The organism is Pseudomonas sp. B20 (genome assembly GCF_020515755.1).
GTDB classification, from domain to species: Bacteria; Pseudomonadota; Gammaproteobacteria; order Pseudomonadales; family Pseudomonadaceae; genus Aquipseudomonas; species Aquipseudomonas syringae.
The window spans coordinates 101,675-119,165 of record NZ_JAHPJG010000021.1 but is presented as its reverse complement, the minus strand read 5'-3'; the positions used below and the strand labels follow the sequence as shown (position 1 = coordinate 119,165).

Below are 17,491 nucleotides of genomic sequence, written 5' to 3'. Positions count from 1 at the left end.
ATCAGCCCGGCACCGCCACCCCGGCTGCATCCCTGCGCAACAGCCGAGCCGTCTTCCATTCAAACGCATAGGTCAGCGCCACGGCCGAGCAGAACAGGCCCAGCGCCAGCCCCCACCACACGCCCGAGGCGCCGGAATCGGTAGAGAAGCCGAGCAACCACGCGGCAGGCGCGGCGATCAGCCAGTAGCAGCCCAGGCCGATCAGGAAGGTGGTGCGTGCATCCTTGAGCCCGCGAATGGCACCCATGGCGATGGTCTGGGTGCCGTCGAAAAACTCGAACAGGGCGGCAATGGCCAGCAGTTTTGTCGCCAGTACCACGATCTCGGCAAACGCCGGGTCATTGATGTCCAGAAACAGACCGATGACCAGGTGCGGCGCCAGCCAGAACAGCAGCCCGAACATCAGCATCACACCGCCGCCAAAACCGATGCCCAGACGCCCGGCCATGCGCACCATCACCAGGTTGCCCGCCCCATAATGCTGGCCGATACGCATGGTGACCGCGTAGGACATCCCCACCGGAACCATGAACGCCATGGACACGGTCTGCAGGGCGATCTGGTGCGCCGCCATCTGCGTGCTGCCCATCGCGCCCATGCAGAACGCCGCAAAAGTGAACAGCCCGACTTCCACCGCATAGGTGCCGCCAATCGGCAAACCGAGACGCCACAGCTCGCCCAGGTGACTGCGTGACAGTTTCGAAAGCCCTTTTCTGATCGGGTACGCCGCATAGGCCGGATGTCGCCTGATATGCAGCGCCAGCGCGAGGGCCATGCAGTTGGTGACGATCGCGGTGACCAGCCCGATGCCCATCAGCCCCAGGTTGGGCAGCCCCAGCCATTGATGGATCAACGCGTAATTGAGCACGAAGTTGGCTGCCGCACCGGCCAGGCTGATGGTCATCACCGGCCCCGCGCGACCCAGTGCGCTGGTGAAGCCGCGCAATGCCATGAAGCTGAGCAGGCCGGGCAGGGCGAAGGGCAGGGTGATCAGAAATTGAGCAGCCATATGCACGTTGGCTTCGGCCTGACCGAACTGCAACAGGATGGGTTCGAGGTTCCACAGCAACAGCGCGGCAACCAGCGCCATGCCCCAGGCCAGCCACAGACCGGCCTGGGTCAGACGGGTCGCGCCTTCGGTGTCGCCGGCACCGTGACGGATCGAAACCAGCGTACCGACCGCGGCCATCACGCCGACGCAAAAGAACGACACGAAGCTGTACGTGGCAGCGCCCAGACCGCCGCCGGCCAAGGCCTCCGGGCCGATCTTGCCCATCATCACGGTGTCGGTGAAGACCATCAGCATGTGCGCCATCTGTGACGCAATCAGCGGCCCCGCCAGGCGCAGGATGATCCAGAGTTCTTTGAGGGCGGACGGCTGCATGGTGACGGTGCTCTACGGCAAAGGGACGAATGAGCGACGTATTCTGGGCAGTTGCTCGACTAAACACAAAACGATAAATCCGATGCTCAGCATGACTAAAACTCATCTGAAGCTATTTTCAGCATTTGCAGTAAAGTAACCGTTCATCGTCCGCAGGAAGCGCCCCATGCCCCGTAGTCTCCCCCCTCTTTATGCACTAAGGGCTTTTGAAGCGGCTGCGCGGCATACCTCGTTTACCCGCGCGGCCGAGGAACTTTCGATCACCCAAAGTGCAGTAAGCCGGCATATTCGTACGCTGGAAGAGCACTTTGCCTGCCGCTTGTTTCAGCGTAACGGGCGTAACTTGCAGCTCACCGAATCGGCACGCGCGCTGTTGCCCGGTGTGCGCGATGGGTTCCTGGCACTGGAACGCGCCTGCAGCACCTTGCAGACCGAGGAGGGCATTCTGCGCATGAAAGCCCCGTCGACCCTGACCATGCGCTGGCTGCTCGCGCGGCTCAGCCGTTTCCGTCACCTGCAGGTGGGCAACGAAGTGCAACTGACCAGCGCGTGGATGGAAATCGATGCGGTGGACTTTACCCAGGAGCCTTTTGACTGCGCGATTCTGCTCAGCCAGGGTCATTTCCCGTCGGACTGGGACGCCACATTATTGTTTCCCGAGTTGCTGATTCCGGTCGGCGCACCCACGTTGTTGCAGGACCCGCCATGGGACGTCGAACGCCTGGCAAAGGCTGAATTGCTGCATCCCACCCCTGATCGTCGTGACTGGCGCACCTGGCTGAACCGCATGGGTCTGGCCGATCAGGTGTCGCTCAAAGGCGGGCAGGTCTTCGACACTCTGGAGCTAGGCATGATTGCCGCAGCACGTGGCTACGGTGTGTCGATGGGTGATCTGCTGATGGTCGCCGAGGACGTGGCGCAGGCCCGGTTGAGCCTGCCGTGGCGCACGGCGGTGTTCAGTGGCGAAAACTATTATCTGGTCTGGCCGCGTACAAGGCCCGGCGCAGAGCGGTTGCGACGCCTCAGCGATTTTCTCAAGGCGGAGGTGGGCGCCATGCAGTTGCCGTTAGTTGAAGTACTCTATTAAAATTTAGTTTAGTATTGAACTGCCATCATTTGTTAATGTCTCGCTCCGCTCTCAAGTAACGACCTTGATGGCCGAAGCATTGCTTAACGATTGCTCGTTCAAACGGCGTAAAACACCAACTAAATCTATCAGCTGAATGATAAGCCACGGACCCGGCAACTCCAATCATTCGGCACGGAGTCTCTATGTCCAAGCCTCGTACCCGAATTGCTTCGCAACTTGGTATTGCTCTGGCCGTGATCCTGGCGGTGGTTATCAGTGGTAGTACCCTGTTCGCGTTGAGGTCTCTGGACGCGTCCAACCTGGTCATTCGTGAAGAGCACATGTCGAGTGAAGCCAGGCTCCTCGCTGACCAGCTCAACACCTTCCACAGCACGCTGCGCGACAGCACTCAGCGCCTGAGTGGACTGTTCGAAAAACGCTTCGCCGCTGGCCTGAGCCTGCAACCCGACAAGCCGGTCACGGTGGCGGGCACGTCCACGCCAGGCCTGTTCCTGCGTGATGCCGTGCTGAACAACGACTTTACCGAAGTCGACGAATTCCGCTCGATGACCGCAGGTGTGGCAACCATTTTCGTGCGCAGCGGCGACGACTTCATCCGTATCAGCACCTCCCTGAGCAAGCAGGATGGCACGCGCGCCATCGGCACGGTACTGGATCGCAAGGGCGCAGCCTACGAGCGTCTGATGGCCGGGCAGAGCTATGTCGGCAAGGCGGTGTTGTTTGATCGCTACTACATGACCCAGTACAGCCCGGTTCGCGACAGCAGCGGCAAGATCATTGCGGCGCTGTTTGTAGGGTTTGATTACACCGATGCACAGAAGACCCAGTTCGATAATCTCAAGAGCTTCCGTATCGGCTCTACCGGCTCGCTGGCGCTGCTCGACGACAAGGGCACCTGGCTGGTGCCACCGGCAGGCGTCAAATCCCTCGACGGTGCCGCCAAGTCTGTTGCCGACCTTGCCAGCAAACCGGGCAAGGCGCAGTTCTGGGATGACGGTGATGACAACTATTACAGTGTCGGCCAGCCGTTCGCTGGCGGCCCCTGGACCGTCATCGCCAGCATGCCGCGCAAGGAAATCAGTGAAGTGACCTGGCACGTCGGCACGCAACTGGCGATCGGCAGTCTGCTGGCCATGCTGATCGCGGTGATCAGTGCCATCTGGCTGTTGCGCAGCAAGCTGCGTCCACTGTCCGAACTGGTACGCCAGGCCGACGCACTGGGTGCAGGCGACCTCAGCGTACGCCTGAATGTGACCAGCAATGACGAGATCGGGCAGTTGTCGGGCAGCTTCAACAAGATGAGCGAAGCGTTGTCATCGATGGTCGCGCATATCCGTACTGCGGCGCAGGAAGTCAGCACCCGCGCCAACGCATTGTCCGGCCTGTCGGGCGGTGCGTTCGAGGGCATGGAGCAGCAATCCGGCGAGATCACCAGCATGGCCGGTGCGGTCGAAGAGTTCAGCGCCACGTCGATGAACATCGCCGACAACATGGGCAATACCGAACGACTGGCACAGGAAAATGCCCAGCAGACACGCATTGGTCGTACTTCGATGGAAGAGGCTTCGTCGTCGCTGCAACAGATCGCCACTTCGCTGAGCAGCACCGCGAAAGTCATCGACACGCTGGGTCAGCGCTCGCAGGAAATCGGCAGCATCGTCGGGGTGATTACCTCGATTGCCGACCAGACCAACCTGCTCGCGCTCAACGCTGCCATCGAGGCCGCACGCGCCGGTGAGCAGGGTCGCGGCTTTGCCGTGGTGGCTGACGAAGTCCGCAGCCTGGCCTCGCGCACCCGTGAAGCCACGGATGAGATTTCCGGCATGATCGCCAGCATCCAGCAGGAAACCGGCAACGCCATCAGCACCATGCAGCAGGGCAACACACTGATGCAGGAAGGCTTGTCGCTCAACGCCAAAGTGGCCTCCGCGCTGGCCCAGATCGACGAGCAAAGCCGCTCGGCCGGTCACCAGTTCGCCGCGATCACCACTGCCACCCAGGAACAAAGCAGCACCGCCACCATGCTCAGCAGCAACCTGCAAAGCATCGCCATGGCCAACAGCGAACAGCGCCAGGTCATGTCCAACCTGGCCATCACTGCCCAGGAGCTGAATGGCCTGGCGACAGAACTGCGTCACGAGGTTGACCGGTTCCGTTAAAAACGGACCGAACAGTGTGCCAAGGCTCGGCGTTGGCACACTGTTCCAGACGCTTGCGTCAGGTTCTGAATACCCGTCAAAGCCTGCTATGCCGCTACAGGCGCCACTCGTGTCACCAAGCGTTTCTGGTCAGTTTGCAGGATTAAAGTCCAGGCACTCGAACCCCCTATACTGTTCCTACACCCCAATGCGGATGCTTCAACAGGATCTACGGTAAACCCCCGTCTCCCTAACCATCGTCAAGGATCCAGACCATGAAGCAATATGTTGAAAACTATCAGCCTACCGAAGGCTTCGCGCCTGCAACCGGCCATGTGGAAGGCGACTCGGTCTCTCCCAAGGCGATGATTTTCCATATCCTGAAAGACCTCAGCAGCGATGTTGAAGTCCTGGATATCGGGTTCGGCTCTGGAACACTGGGCGCGTTGATCAAGGCAAACCCGGACACGGCGCACTGGTCGGTGGACGGCATCGATGGCTGGGAAGCCAACTGCCAGAATTCACAGCTGCATGAAAACGCTACCTACCGCAACATCTGGCACGGCCTGGCTCAAGAGCTGTCATCCGAGCGGCTGGCCCAGTACCGGATAATCTGTCTGCTGGATGTCGTCGAGCATCTGACGGCCGATACGGCGAGATGGCTGGTGCGCACGTTGCTTTCCAGCCTGGGGCCGGATGCCTATCTGTTCATCAGCACGCCACTGTGGTTCTACCCACAAGAAACTCAACAGACCGGCGATCTTGAGGAACACCTGATCGGCGTGCCTGCTTCGTCGATGATGGCGCTGTGTCCGCACCTGTATGCAGTCAATCAGCCGCTCATCGGCGGGTTCGTGTTCAGTCGCCGCAGCCTGGATTTCGTGGAGTTCTTCCAGCCCACAGCAGATAAATCGTTTTCGTATGAAAAAGGCATGCACGTCGCAAAGGCCGTCGGTATGAAACTCGACCCTAACGTTGCGTTCACTATGGATTGACCCTGTAACGTTTCCGCCGCCTGCGGGCGGCATGTCGGGTGAACAGCCATGAGGCACGTGCGACGGGTCCATGGCGAATGCCCGAGCGATATCAAAATACTGATTTATGACACTTTTATTTCAATGAAATCCGCGCTGTGCGATGCTGGCGCCAAGGCCCGTGGCCGACTAAAAGCTTAGGCTCTGTACGAAAAGTCGGCGAGCGAAGGTCAGGCGAGGCAAAAACAGGCGAGGAAGCGGAGTCTACGTGTTGTAAATGAGCATTCCGAGCCTGTTTTTAACGAAGCATCACCGAGCGCAGCCACTTTTCGTACAGAGCCTAGTAGAGCGCTACACCCATCCCCGCTCTCTACACGCTGCATCTTTCAATTCATCGCCTGTATGGGCAAACCTCAGGGGGCTTTTCGCATGCTGACCCTGCTCGATTTGCTATCTGCCGTCGCCCTGCTGATCTGGGGCACGCATATCGTGCGCACTGGCATCCTTCGTGTTTACGGTACACAACTTCGTCGTGTGCTCAGCCAGAACATGTCCAAACGACCGCTCGCGTTCATCGCCGGCATTCTGGTGACAGCGCTGGTACAGAGCAGTAACGCCACCGCCATGCTGGTGACATCGTTTGTCGGCCAGGGGCTGATGACGCTGACGCCTGCGCTGGTGATCATGCTTGGCGCCGATGTCGGCACCGCCTTGATGTCTCGCGTGCTGACTTTCGATCTGTCATGGCTGTCGCCGTTGCTGATCTTCCTTGGCGTAGTGTTTTTTCTGTCGCGCAAGCAGACCCGTGCCGGTCAACTGGGGCGGGTCGGTATCGGCCTGGGCCTGATCGTGCTGGCCTTGCAGTTGATCGTCGAGGCTGCCGCACCGATCACCCAGGCCGCAGGGGTCAAGGTGCTGTTCGCCTCGCTGACCGGCGACCTGCTGCTGGATGCGCTGGTGGGCGCCATGTTCGCGCTGATCTCCTATTCCAGTCTGGCGGCAGTGCTGCTGACGGCGACACTGGCGGGCACCGAAGTCATTGGCTTGCCGGTGGCGATCGGACTGGTGATCGGCGCCAACATCGGCAGCGGTCTGCTGGCCTTCCTCAGTACCAGCATGCAGAACGTTGCCGGTCGGCAGGTGGCGCTGGGCAGTCTGCTGTACAAGCTGTTCGGCCTGCTGCTGATATTTCCGGTGCTCGACCCGCTGGTTGCCTGGATCGACACGCTGGGCTTTCGCCCGCAGGAACTGGTCATCGGTTTTCACCTGCTCTACAACACGGTGCGCTGCCTGATCATGCTGCCAACCGTAGCCCCGATGGCGCGGTTGTGCTCGTATCTGCTGCCGCAGCAGAACGAAGTCGGCGGCCTGGCCAAGCCGCGTCACCTGGACCTGACCGCACTGTCGACACCCAGCCTCGCGCTGGCCAACGCGGTGCGTGAAACCCTGCGGATGGGCGATCTGATCGAGAGCATGCTCGCCTCTATGCTGGCGGTGCTGCGTGGCACACAGACGGCGGTGACTCAGGAAGTGCGCCGCCTCAACGACGACGTCGAAGCGCTGTACAGCGCAATCAAGCTGTACCTGGCGCAGATGCCGCGTGAAGACCTCGGCGAGCACGATAACCGGCGCTGGGCCGAGATCATCGAGCTGACCATCAACCTGGAACTGGCCAGCGGCCTGATCGAACGCATGCTGCGCAAGATCCAGCAGCAGAAGACGGCGCATCGCCGGTCGTTCTCTGAAGTTGGACTTGAAGAACTTGCCGATCTGCAGATTCAATTACAGTCGAACCTGCGCCTGGGCCTTTCGGTGTTCCTCAGCGGCGATCACGAAAGCGCGCGTCAGTTGTTGCGCGAAAAACGCCAGTTCAGGGCCGAGGAGCGACGCCTGGCGCACGCGCATGTCAGCCGCCTGCGCAACAAGGTGGTCCAGAGCATCGAAACCAGTTCGCTGCACCTGGAACTGATTGCCGACATGAAGCGTCTGAACTCGCTGTTTTGCAGCAGCGCCTACGTGGTGCTGGAAACCGCTGACACAGGTGCCTTGTCGAGCGAGGTCGAGGCCGACCGATCACTATGAACGTAAGGGCCGAGGTGAAGTCTGTTAAACATACCGGCCCGCCAGGAAAGCTGTTTTATGCGTTGCCTGCTGTTCGCTTGTCTGCTCCTCGGTTCACTCCCCTCATTCGCCCTTGACCGTCTTCAGGTCGAGGGCTACCTGCTGCCCAATGGTTTGCAAGTCATTCTCAAACCCGGTTACGACAAGGGTCACGTCGCCATCCGCCTGGTGGTGGGTATCGGCTTCGATGACTTCCCGTGCCAGGACAAGGAACTGCCGCATCTTCTGGAACACCTGCTGTTCAGCGGCGTGGATGACAGCGGTGAAGGGGGGCTGGAAGAGCGTATGCAGGCGCTGGGCGGCGAGTGGAATGCCTTCACCAGCAACGCCGACACCACCTTCGTCATCGAAGCGCCTGCGCGCAACCAGCGCAAGGTGCTCGACCTGCTGCTGGAGATCATGACCAAAACCGAGCTGAACCAGGCGCGGCTGGACGGCGTCAAACGCGTGGTCGAGCGTGAAGATGGCGGGCACTTCTCGCACTTGCAGCGCCTGCTTGACCGGCGTGATTCCGGGCGCAGCGCCAGCAGCCAGCTGGCGGTGGAAATGGGCCTCAAATGCGCCGAGCGTCCCGAGGTGGACGGCATCAAGCTGGAACACATCGAAGACATCTTCGCCAACTGGTACGCACCCAACAACATGACGCTGATTGTGGTGGGTGATCTGGACAAGCTGCTGCCAGCCTATCTGGAGCGCACCTACGGCAAGCTCGCACCCACCGACCCGATCGACCACCCGCCACTGGCGCAGGGCAGCGGCTCGGCCGAACCACGCCGCGAGCTTGAACGCGGCGGGCTGGGCGAGAGTGCCAAGCTGCACCTGATCTACCCCGAGCCGCAGCTCGACGACCAGCACGACGAAACCTGGGATCTGGTCAAAGCCTATCTGGACTGGACGCTCTACACTGAGCTGCGTCTGAAACATAGTTTGTCCTATGGCCCCTCCGCAGAGCGCGAAGTGTTCGGCGATGTCGGTTTTCTGAGCCTGAACGCCGATGTCGAGCGTGACGATGCCGATGAAGCCGAGCGCGACGTTCGCGCTCTGGTCGAGCGCCTGCAAAAAGACGGCATGCAGCCCGCTACGTTTGCGCGGCTGCAACAGCTCGCCATAGACCGGCAATCTTGGGCCACTCAAGGCAATAGTGCGCTGGCCGACTACTATTGGAGCGCGCTCAACGATTATGAAAACGGGCGCTTCGAGGATCCGGCCAAACGGATCAAGGCGGTGAAGCTGGAAACCGCCAATCAGGCGATGCGCCAGTTGCTTGCCCAGCCGGGTTACATGCGCATTGAAAAGCCGCTGTTCAGTTATGACGGTTTGTATTGGCTGATTGGCGGGGTACTGGGTTTCATCGCATTGCTGGCCCTGTGGCGCTGGCGTGCACGCAGCAAATAGAATCCTGACGCCGAACTGCACCCAGGGTGCAGGCTCCGCGCCGCGTTGTTACGCTGCGCGTTTTTTTGTATGAACAGAACCGAGTGACCCCTCCGATGCTTGACGTGAATCGCTATGTGACACCCGTGCTCAACTTGATGCAGCGCTATCCGGGGCTCATTGCAGCGTTTGGTTTCGTTTCCGGTATCGCCAGTTTCATTCTGGTCGATCGCCAGGCGGGGCTGGCCACCTGGATCGCGGTGGTGATGCTGATCAGCTGGCTGTGGCTGATGGTCGAAAACACCATGGTCGGGTTACTCAACAAGGCGCTGGGGCGCGAGATCCCGCAGGGTTTGCTGCGCTACGGCACGCAGATGATCCACCAGGAAAGCCTGTTCTTCGTGCTGCCATTCTTTTTCATCACCACCACCTGGAACAGTGGTCAGGCAGTGTTCACTGCGGTGCTCGGGGCCGCCGGGTTGATCTCGATCATCGACCCTCTCTACTACAAATGGCTGGCGCCCAGGCGCTGGCTGTTCATGACGCTGCACACACTGACGCTGTTCGCCGCACTGCTGACGGCGCTGCCGATCATCCTGCACCTGACCACCGCCGAGAGTTACAAGCTGGCCCTGGGCGTGGCGATGCTGCTGTCGGCGCCCAGCCTGATGTCGAACTTTCCGCTCAACACCTGGCGCAGCGCACTGGCCGTGATCAGCATCATCCTGGCCATCGGCGCGGCGGGCTGGTTGCTGCGCTCCTGGGTGCCGCCTGCGACGCTGTGGTTGACCGAAGTGGCGGTGAGCCCGGACTTCGATAACAAGAACCGTACGCCGGGCGACAGTATTTCGCTGATCAGCGCCAAGCAGCTGCGCAACGGCGGCCTGTATGCGTACACCGCCATCAATGCGCCGCGTGGCCTGGATGAGCGTATCTACCATGTGTGGTGGCATGAAGGCGAAGAGATGGACCGCATCGCGCTGGATATCCACGGCGGCCGCAAGGAAGGCTATCGCGCCTGGACACGCAAGCAGAACTTCCCGGAGGACGTGACAGGACGCTGGCAGGTGAGGGTGCTGACCGAGGACGGCCAGATGATCGGTGTGCTGCGTTTTGTCGTCACTGACGATGACCAGCCAGCAGTCAAGCGGCCTACCGGGCGGATAATCAAGCTCAAGCCGGGCGGCGACTCGGCCGACGAGACCACACCTGAGTCCGCACCGGCTGATGAGCCGAAGCAGGAGAAGCAGGAGGCTGCGCCGGCACCTGAGCAGCCTGCCCCCGCTGAGTCTGTGCCTCAGGCTCCGGCGCAGTAATATTTCAGGAGGCGGTCGCGCCGAAGAACCAGTAGCAGACGAAGATCGCGGCCACGACGCCGGAAAACTCGGCCAGCAGCGCGCAGCCCACCGCATGGCGAGCGCGCTGAATGCCCACGGCGCCGAAGTACACGGCAAGCACGTAGAACGTGGTCTCGGTGCTGCCCTGAATCGTGGCAGCGGCCAATGCAGCGAAGCTGTCCACGCCTTGGGTCTGCATGGTTTCGATCAACAGGGCACGGGCGGCGCTGCCCGAGAAGGGTTTGACCATCGCGGTCGGCAACGCATCGACGAAGCGCGTGTCCAGCCCCAGCCACTGCACCAGATGCCGAATGCCTTCCAGACCGAAGTCCAGCGCGCCGGATGCGCGCAGAACGCCCACCGCACAGAGCATGGCGACCAGATAAGGCAACAGGCTCTTGGCGACGTCGAAACCTTCCTTCGCACCTTCGACGAAGGCCTCGTAGACCAGCACCTTGCGCAGCGTGCCAATGATCAGAAACATCATGATCAGGCCGAACAGCGTGAGGTTGCCCAGAATCGACGACAGACCCGCAAGCGCAGCTGCCGACAACGTGCCGAGAAAGGCCATGAAGGTGCCCAGCAGCAGGGCGCCGGGGATGAGGTAGGCGAGCACCACCGGGTCCCACAGACGCAGACGCTGCATGAACGCGACCGACAGCAGGCCTACGATGGTCGAGACACTGGTGGCCAGCAGGATCGGCAGGAATACCAGGGTTGGGTCAGGCGCACCTTGCTGGGCGCGGTACATGAAGATCGTTACCGGCAGCAGGGTCAGGGATGAGGCGTTGAGCACCAGAAACAGGATCTGCGCGTTACTGGCGACGGTCTTGCTGGGGTTGAGCTCCTGCAGCGAGCGCATGGCCTTCAGGCCGATCGGCGTGGCGGCGTTGTCGAGCCCCAGCGCATTGGCGGCGAAGTTGAGGGTGATCAGCCCCAGCGCAGGGTGGCCGGGCGGCACTTCCGGCATCAAGCGCAGAAACAGCGGCCCGAGGACCTTGGCCAGCCAGTCGACGATGCCGGCCTTCTCGGCGATGCGCAAAAAGCCCAGCCATAGGGTCAGTGTGCCGAACAGCAGCACCATGACCTCGACCGACAGCTTGGCCATGGCAAAGATACTTTCGACCATCGCGGCAAAAATGCCGGCGTTGCCGCCTACCAGCCACTGCACCAGAGCGGAAATCGTCGCCACGACAAAAAAACCAAGCCACAGGCCATTGAGCATCGGATAAGTCCCCCACAAGAAGCGGGGATGATAGCGGCGGGGTGCGCTGGAGGGAAATCGGCAGGTGCTGAAAGAGTTGTAGGAACGAACGATAGGTGCACGAGAACACGGTCGTTTTGTGACGCTCTGCGGCGCACATTCAGGATAGGACGCAGAGCGTCCAGAACAGCATTCCCACGCGGAGCATGGGAACGATGAAACCTTGAGATCACTATCGTGCCAATGCTCTGCGTTGGCATGCAGGTCGTGACGCTCTGCGTCAAATATCCGTTGCGCTACGCACGCTCAGGACAGGACGCGGAGCGTCCAGAACGGCATTCCCACGCGGAGCATGGGAACGATGAAACCTTGAGATCACTATCGTGCCAATGCTCTGCGTTGGCATGCAGGTCGTGACGCTCTGCGTCACATATCCGTTGCGCTACGCACGCTCAGGACAGGACGCGGAGCGTCCAGAACGGCATTCCCACGCGGAGCATGGGAACGATGAAAACCTTGAGATTTCTATCGTGCCAATGCTCCGCGTCATCAGGGGCTGTGCGGGGTATGTTCAGCGCCCGGCCAGCAGTTCCTGGCCGCGAACGACGGCGGCGCGGACCTGTTCGGGGGCGGTGCCGCCGATGTGGTTACGGGCATTCACCGAGCCTTCCAGGGTCAGCACGGCGAAGACGTCCTGTTCGATCTGGTTGCTGAACTGACGCAGCTCTTCCAGGCTCATCTCTGCCAGGTCCTTGCCGGTTTCCACACCGTATTTCACCGCGTGACCAACGATTTCATGGCAGTCACGGAACGGCAGACCACGGCGGACCAGGTAGTCGGCCAGATCGGTGGCGGTCGAGAAACCGCGCAGCGCCGCTTCACGCATCATTGCGTGCCTGGGCTTGATCGCAGGGATCATGTCGGCGAACGCACGCAACGAATCACGCAGGGTGTCGGCGGCGTCGAACAGCGGTTCCTTGTCTTCCTGGTTGTCCTTGTTGTAAGCCAGCGGCTGGCCTTTCATCAGGGTCAGCAGGCCCATCAAGGCACCGAACACACGGCCGCTCTTGCCGCGAACCAGCTCAGGGACATCGGGGTTTTTCTTTTGCGGCATGATCGAGCTGCCGGTGCAGAAGCGGTCCGGCAGGTCGATGAACTGGAACTGCGCACTGGTCCACAGCACCAGCTCTTCCGAAAAGCGCGACAGGTGCATCATCGCGATGGACGCAGCCGAGCAGAATTCGATGGCGAAGTCGCGATCCGATACGCCGTCCAGCGAGTTGCCGCCCACCACGTCGAAGCCCAGCAGTGTGCAGGTCAGCTCGCGGTCGATCGGGTAGGTGGTGCCCGCCAGTGCCGCGCTGCCCAGAGGCATGCGGTTGAGACGCTTGCGGCAGTCGACCAGACGCTCGTAGTCGCGGCTGAGCATTTCGAACCAGGCCAGCATATGGTGACCGAATGTTACCGGCTGGGCCGTCTGCAAGTGGGTGAAACCGGGCATGATGGTTTCAGCTTCACGCTCGGCCTGGCCCAGCAGGCCTTGCTGCAGACGGGTGATTTCGCTGAGGATCAGGTCGATTTCGTCGCGCAGCCACAGACGGATATCGGTGGCGACCTGATCATTGCGGCTGCGACCGGTGTGCAGCTTCTTGCCGGTGATACCGATGCGGTCGGTCAGGCGTGCTTCAATGTTCATGTGCACGTCTTCCAGATCGACGCGCCAGTCGAACTGGCCAGCCTCGATCTCGGCCTGGATGGTGTTCAGGCCGTCAACGATGGTATCGCGCTCGGCGTCGGTCAGTACGCCCACCTTGGCCAGCATTGTGGCGTGGGCGATGGAGCCCATGATGTCGTGGCGATACAGGCGTTGATCGAAGGTGACGGAGGCGGTGAAACGCGCGACAAACGCGTCGACGGGTTCACTGAAGCGGCCGCCCCAGGACTGGTTGGTCTTGTCGGTGCTCATGGATTCGCTCGTTGCTGACTGAAAGTGACGTGCCCGATACCTGGCACAAGAACGAACGCGATGATAACAGGGTTGATGCATTTTTATCCCCGGACAGCTTGCCGCTGACAAGGCCAGGGCAGAGACTGGAGCCATGCGAATCGAACCTGTGAAACACGATGCCCGGCCCGCGCCCGGCAAAGACTTTTTCCTCCCTGAACTGTGCCTGCCGCAGGCATTGCTGGTGCTCGTCGTGCTGGCGGAGCTGCTGGTACTGGTTCTGGTGCTGGTAGAACCGATGCGCAGCGGCTTCGACTGGGTACGCCTGGCGTTGATGTCGCTGTTCGTGCAATGGATCGTGCTACTGTCCGCGGCGCTGCTGTGCGGGTTGCGGCCCTGGCTGGCGCGATTGACGCCGGGCCTGGCGGGCATGCTCAGCTGCCTTTTGGTGGTCGGCCTGACGCTGCTGTGCACAGCCGTCACCGATGTCTGTCAGCTTACCGGGCGAATTTCGGTCAGTGGCATGGTCGAGCGCTACCTGCGCTACTCGACGATCGCCCTGATCATGTCCGCCCTGATGCTGCGCTACTTCTATCTGCAGAGTCAGTGGCGCAAGCAGCAACAGGGCGAACTGCGCGCCAGGATCGAATCGCTGCAGGCGCGCATCCGCCCGCATTTCCTCTTCAACACACTCAACAGTATCGCCAGTCTGGTGGCCAGCAACCCGGTCAAGGCCGAGCAGGCGGTGCTGGATCTTTCGGACCTTTTTCGTGCCAGTCTGGCCAAGCCGGGCAGCCTGGTGACATGGGGTGAAGAGCTGGCATTGGCAAAACGATATTTATCGATTGAGCAATATCGTCTTGGCGAGCGTCTACAGTTGGACTGGAGGGTGAGCGCAATTCCCGATGACTTGCCAATCCCCCAGCTAACCTTGCAGCCATTACTTGAAAACGCTTTGATTTATGGCATTGCTCCGCGGGTCGAAGGGGGCGTTGTAACAGTCGAAGCGAACTATGAAGGGGGAGAGTTCATATTGAGCGTCAGCAATCCCTATGAAGAAGTTGCCAATCGGCAGACTTCCAACGGTACTCAGCAGGCTTTGACGAATATAGGCGCACGAATTGCGGCACTTTTTGGCCCGCACGCCAGTCTGAGCGTGGAGCGCCGTGACGGTCGTCACTACACCTGTCTACGCTATCCTTGTGCGAGACTCACGCAGGAAGCCAGAGCTATATGAATGTCCTGATCGTTGATGACGAACCCCTGGCCCGCGAGCGATTGAGCCGCATGGTCAATGAAATCGAGGGTTATCGAGTACTGGAACCCAGCGCTTCCAATGGCGAAGAAGCCTTGGCGCTGATCGAAACCCACAAACCGGACGTAGTGCTGCTCGATATCCGCATGCCGGGTCTCGATGGCCTCCAGGTCGCAGCGCGGCTGTGCGAGCGCGAAGCACCGCCTGCAGTGGTCTTTTGCACCGCCCATGATGAGTTCGCTCTGGAAGCTTTCCAGGTCAGTGCGGTGGGCTATCTGGTCAAGCCTGTGCGTTCCGAGCACCTTGTCGAAGCGTTGCGCAAAGCCGAGCGGCCGAACCGTGTGCAACTGGCGGCGTTGACCCGCCCGGCTGCCGAAAGCGGATCAGGGCCACGCAGCCACATCAGCGCGCGTACCCGCAAAGGCATCGAGCTGATTCCCCTGGATCAGGTGATCTACTTTATCGCCGATCACAAGTACGTGACCTTGCGCCACGAGGGCGGCGAAGTGCTGCTGGACGAACCGCTCAAGGCGCTGGAAGACGAGTTCGGCGACCGCTTCGTGCGCATTCACCGCAATGCGCTGGTGGCCCGCGAGCGAATAGAACGGTTGCAGCGCACCCCGCTGGGGCATTTCCAGCTGTTCCTCAGAGGGCTCAATGGCGATGCGTTGATCGTCAGCCGCCGCCACGTCGCCGGTGTCCGCAAAATGATGCAGCAGCTCTAGCGCTTCATCGCGCTGGAGCCTCTGCGCCCAGGCCGATGCATGGAACGGGGAGAATCCCGGATGCATGTGTTTTTCGGCGGGCCTGCGGGCAGCCTTTCCCATGCGCCCCTCAGGCACTGCCGATTGATTGATCGGCTTGGTGTCTGACGCAAGTTCCAATCAGCGCCGAAGCCGCCCTGACCAGGATTGAGCTGTTATTATCCGTGGCATTCACTCAGTACGGATTGTTCAATGTCCTCTCGCGAAATCCGCATCGCCACTCGCAAAAGCGCGCTGGCACTCTGGCAGGCAGAATACGTCAAGGCCCGCCTGGAACAGGCCCACCCCGGCCTGCTCGTGACGCTGGTGCCCATGGTCAGCCGTGGCGACAAACTGCTCGACTCCCCGCTGTCGAAAATCGGTGGCAAAGGCCTGTTCGTCAAGGAGCTGGAAACCGCGCTCCTGGAAAACAACGCCGACATCGCCGTGCACTCGATGAAAGACGTGCCAATGGACTTTCCACAAGGCCTGGGCCTGTTCTGCATCTGCGAGCGTGAAGACCCGCGCGATGCATTCGTTTCAAACACCTTTGCCAGCCTGGACCAGTTGCCGGCGGGCAGCATTGTCGGCACCTCCAGCCTGCGCCGTCAGGCCCAGTTGCTCGCGCGTCGACCCGATCTGCAGATCCGTTTCCTGCGCGGCAACGTCAATACCCGTCTGGCCAAGCTGGATGCCGGCGAATACGACGCCATCATCCTCGCTGCCGCTGGCCTGATCCGCCTGGGTTTCGAAGACCGCATCACCTCGGCGATCAGCGTCGATGACAGCCTGCCAGCCGGTGGCCAGGGCGCGGTGGGTATCGAATGCCGCAGCGTCGACGCCGAAATTCATGCGCTGCTTGCCCCTCTGCATCACGAAGACACCGCCGTGCGCGTAATTGCCGAGCGTTCGCTGAACAAGCACCTCAACGGTGGCTGTCAGGTGCCGATTGCCTGCTACGCCGTGCTGGAAGGCGATGACGTCTGGCTGCGCGGCCTGGTGGGCGATCCGTCCGGCAGCGTGTTGCTGCACGCGGATGCCCGGGCGCCTCAGACCTCCGCCCAGGCGTTGGGTGTGCAGGTGGCCGAAGCGCTGCTGGAGCAGGGCGCCGCCGACATCCTGAAAGCGGTCTACGGCGAGGCCAATAACGAATGAATGGCTGGCGTCTGCTGCTGACCCGCCCGGCCGAAGAGTCGGCAGGGCTGGCCAGGGTGCTGGCCGAGGACGGTATCTTCAGCAGCAGTCTGCCCTTGCTTGAAACCGAGCCGTTGCCCTTGACGCCTGCACAGCGTTCGATCATTTTCGAGCTGCTCAATTATTGTGCAGTGATCGTGGTCAGCAAACCTGCCGCGCGACTGGCCATCGAACTGATCGACGAAGTATGGCCGCAACCGCCCTTGCAACCCTGGTTCAGTGTGGGTTCAGCAACCGGGCAGATACTGCTCGATTACGGGCTTGATGCGAGCTGGCCGGAGCAGGGCGACGACAGCGAAGCCTTGCTTGAACTGCCGCGCCTCAAACAGGCGATTGCCGTACCGGGAAGCCGTGTGTTGATCATGCGCGGCGACGAGGGGCGCGAGCTGTTGGCCGAGCAACTGCGCGCGCTGGGGGTGGGCGTTGATTACCTGCCGCTGTATCGTCGCTATCTGCCGCAGCATGCGCCCGGCGCCCTGGCGCAACGTGTCGCGGTGGAACGCTTGAACGGGCTGGTGGTCAGCAGTGGGCAGGGTTTTGAACATTTGCTTCAGTTGGCGGGGGATTCATGGCCGGACCTGGCCGATCTGCCGCTGTTTGTACCGAGCCCCCGGGTTGCCAGCATTGCGCGGGCAGCCGGAGCAAGGACCGTTATTGATTGTCGTGGCGCCAGCGCCACGGCATTGCTGGCAGCGTTGCGGGAACAACCTCAGCCTGCCGTCAAGGCGTAAT

13 protein-coding genes and 1 pseudogene are annotated in these 17,491 nt (G+C 61.0%); 11 read left to right on the top strand and 3 right to left on the bottom strand.

Annotated elements, in window-relative coordinates:
• Position 1: 1 nt before the first annotated feature.
• The gene (locus LIX91_RS20235; protein ID WP_003413853.1) at positions 2 to 1,384 is read right to left on the bottom strand and encodes a NorM family multidrug efflux MATE transporter; all 1,383 of its coding nucleotides are present in this window, start codon (positions 1,382 to 1,384) and stop codon (positions 2 to 4) included.
• 166 nt (positions 1,385 to 1,550) lie between these two features.
• Between LIX91_RS20235 and LIX91_RS20230 the strand changes: the two genes are divergently transcribed.
• From LIX91_RS20230 to LIX91_RS20205, 7 genes and pseudogenes are all read left to right on the top strand, one after another.
• On the top strand, positions 1,551 to 2,471 hold the full coding sequence (locus LIX91_RS20230; protein ID WP_226489039.1) for a LysR substrate-binding domain-containing protein: 921 nt from the start codon (positions 1,551 to 1,553) through the stop codon (positions 2,469 to 2,471).
• Between the two features lie 185 nt (positions 2,472 to 2,656).
• Positions 2,657 to 3,778: pseudogene (locus LIX91_RS25930) on the top strand (Cache 3/Cache 2 fusion domain-containing protein); the annotation flags it as partial.
• Positions 3,773 to 4,633: a methyl-accepting chemotaxis protein gene (locus tag LIX91_RS25925; RefSeq protein WP_371124977.1), complete on the top strand. Its 861-nt coding sequence runs from the start codon at positions 3,773 to 3,775 to the stop codon at positions 4,631 to 4,633. The pseudogene LIX91_RS25930 and the gene LIX91_RS25925, both read left to right, overlap by 6 nt.
• 254 nt (positions 4,634 to 4,887) lie before the next feature.
• Positions 4,888 to 5,607 carry a class I SAM-dependent methyltransferase gene (locus LIX91_RS20220; protein WP_003413849.1) on the top strand — a complete coding sequence of 240 codons (720 nt, stop codon included), beginning with the start codon at positions 4,888 to 4,890 and terminating at the stop codon, positions 5,605 to 5,607.
• A gap of 408 nt (positions 5,608 to 6,015) precedes the next feature.
• Positions 6,016 to 7,668, top strand: coding sequence for a Na/Pi cotransporter family protein (locus tag LIX91_RS20215; protein ID WP_226489037.1), 1,653 nt, complete (start codon positions 6,016 to 6,018; stop codon positions 7,666 to 7,668).
• Positions 7,669 to 7,725: 57 nt separating this feature from the next.
• Complete coding sequence (locus LIX91_RS20210) at positions 7,726 to 9,102, top strand: M16 family metallopeptidase (protein WP_003413842.1); 1,377 nt, start codon at positions 7,726 to 7,728, stop codon at positions 9,100 to 9,102.
• Between the two features lie 95 nt (positions 9,103 to 9,197).
• Entirely contained in the window at positions 9,198 to 10,397 is a 1,200-nt protein-coding gene (locus LIX91_RS20205) for a DUF5924 family protein (protein ID WP_226489036.1), read from the top strand.
• A gap of 4 nt (positions 10,398 to 10,401) precedes the next feature.
• On the opposite strand, the gene LIX91_RS20200 is transcribed toward LIX91_RS20205, so the two are convergent.
• Together LIX91_RS20200 and argH are read right to left on the bottom strand one after the other, a co-directional pair.
• Positions 10,402 to 11,643, bottom strand: a complete 1,242-nt coding sequence (locus tag LIX91_RS20200) for a nucleoside recognition domain-containing protein (protein WP_003413838.1) — start codon at positions 11,641 to 11,643, stop codon at positions 10,402 to 10,404.
• Positions 11,644 to 12,193: 550 nt separating this feature from the next.
• Entirely contained in the window at positions 12,194 to 13,588 is a 1,395-nt protein-coding gene (gene argH, locus LIX91_RS20195; protein WP_003340027.1) for an argininosuccinate lyase, read from the bottom strand.
• Between the two features lie 133 nt (positions 13,589 to 13,721).
• Here argH and LIX91_RS20190 point away from each other — a divergent pair, with 133 nt between their 5' ends.
• From LIX91_RS20190 to LIX91_RS20175, 4 genes are all read left to right on the top strand, one after another.
• Entirely contained in the window at positions 13,722 to 14,804 is a 1,083-nt protein-coding gene (locus LIX91_RS20190) for a sensor histidine kinase (protein ID WP_003318424.1), read from the top strand.
• The gene (locus LIX91_RS20185; protein ID WP_002551374.1) at positions 14,801 to 15,547 is read left to right on the top strand and encodes a LytR/AlgR family response regulator transcription factor; all 747 of its coding nucleotides are present in this window, start codon (positions 14,801 to 14,803) and stop codon (positions 15,545 to 15,547) included. Before LIX91_RS20190 ends, LIX91_RS20185 begins: the two co-directional genes overlap by 4 nt.
• Positions 15,548 to 15,778: 231 nt before the next feature.
• Complete coding sequence (hemC, locus tag LIX91_RS20180; protein ID WP_003318426.1) at positions 15,779 to 16,720, top strand: hydroxymethylbilane synthase; 942 nt, start codon at positions 15,779 to 15,781, stop codon at positions 16,718 to 16,720.
• Entirely contained in the window at positions 16,717 to 17,490 is a 774-nt protein-coding gene (locus LIX91_RS20175; protein WP_046269502.1) for a uroporphyrinogen-III synthase, read from the top strand. Before hemC ends, LIX91_RS20175 begins: the two co-directional genes overlap by 4 nt.
• The last annotated feature ends 1 nt before the right edge of the window (position 17,491 follow it).

Excerpts from the sequence above, each read along its gene's own strand:
- LIX91_RS20175 (WP_046269502.1), top strand. The coding sequence starts at position 16,717 with ATGAATGGCTGGCGTCTGCTGCTGACCCGCCCGGCCGAAGAGTCGGCA.
- LIX91_RS20200 (WP_003413838.1), bottom strand. The coding sequence starts at position 11,643 with ATGCTCAATGGCCTGTGGCTTGGTTTTTTTGTCGTGGCGACGATTTCC.
- LIX91_RS25925 (WP_371124977.1), top strand. The coding sequence starts at position 3,773 with ATGAGCGAAGCGTTGTCATCGATGGTCGCGCATATCCGTACTGCGGCG.
- LIX91_RS20220 (WP_003413849.1), top strand. The coding sequence starts at position 4,888 with ATGAAGCAATATGTTGAAAACTATCAGCCTACCGAAGGCTTCGCGCCT.
- LIX91_RS20185 (WP_002551374.1), top strand. The coding sequence starts at position 14,801 with ATGAATGTCCTGATCGTTGATGACGAACCCCTGGCCCGCGAGCGATTG.
- LIX91_RS20190 (WP_003318424.1), top strand. The coding sequence starts at position 13,722 with ATGCGAATCGAACCTGTGAAACACGATGCCCGGCCCGCGCCCGGCAAA.
- argH (WP_003340027.1), bottom strand. The coding sequence starts at position 13,588 with ATGAGCACCGACAAGACCAACCAGTCCTGGGGCGGCCGCTTCAGTGAA.
- LIX91_RS20235 (WP_003413853.1), bottom strand. The coding sequence starts at position 1,384 with ATGCAGCCGTCCGCCCTCAAAGAACTCTGGATCATCCTGCGCCTGGCG.
- LIX91_RS20205 (WP_226489036.1), top strand. The coding sequence starts at position 9,198 with ATGCTTGACGTGAATCGCTATGTGACACCCGTGCTCAACTTGATGCAG.
- LIX91_RS20230 (WP_226489039.1), top strand. The coding sequence starts at position 1,551 with ATGCCCCGTAGTCTCCCCCCTCTTTATGCACTAAGGGCTTTTGAAGCG.
- LIX91_RS20210 (WP_003413842.1), top strand. The coding sequence starts at position 7,726 with ATGCGTTGCCTGCTGTTCGCTTGTCTGCTCCTCGGTTCACTCCCCTCA.
- LIX91_RS20215 (WP_226489037.1), top strand. The coding sequence starts at position 6,016 with ATGCTGACCCTGCTCGATTTGCTATCTGCCGTCGCCCTGCTGATCTGG.
- hemC (WP_003318426.1), top strand. The coding sequence starts at position 15,779 with ATGTCCTCTCGCGAAATCCGCATCGCCACTCGCAAAAGCGCGCTGGCA.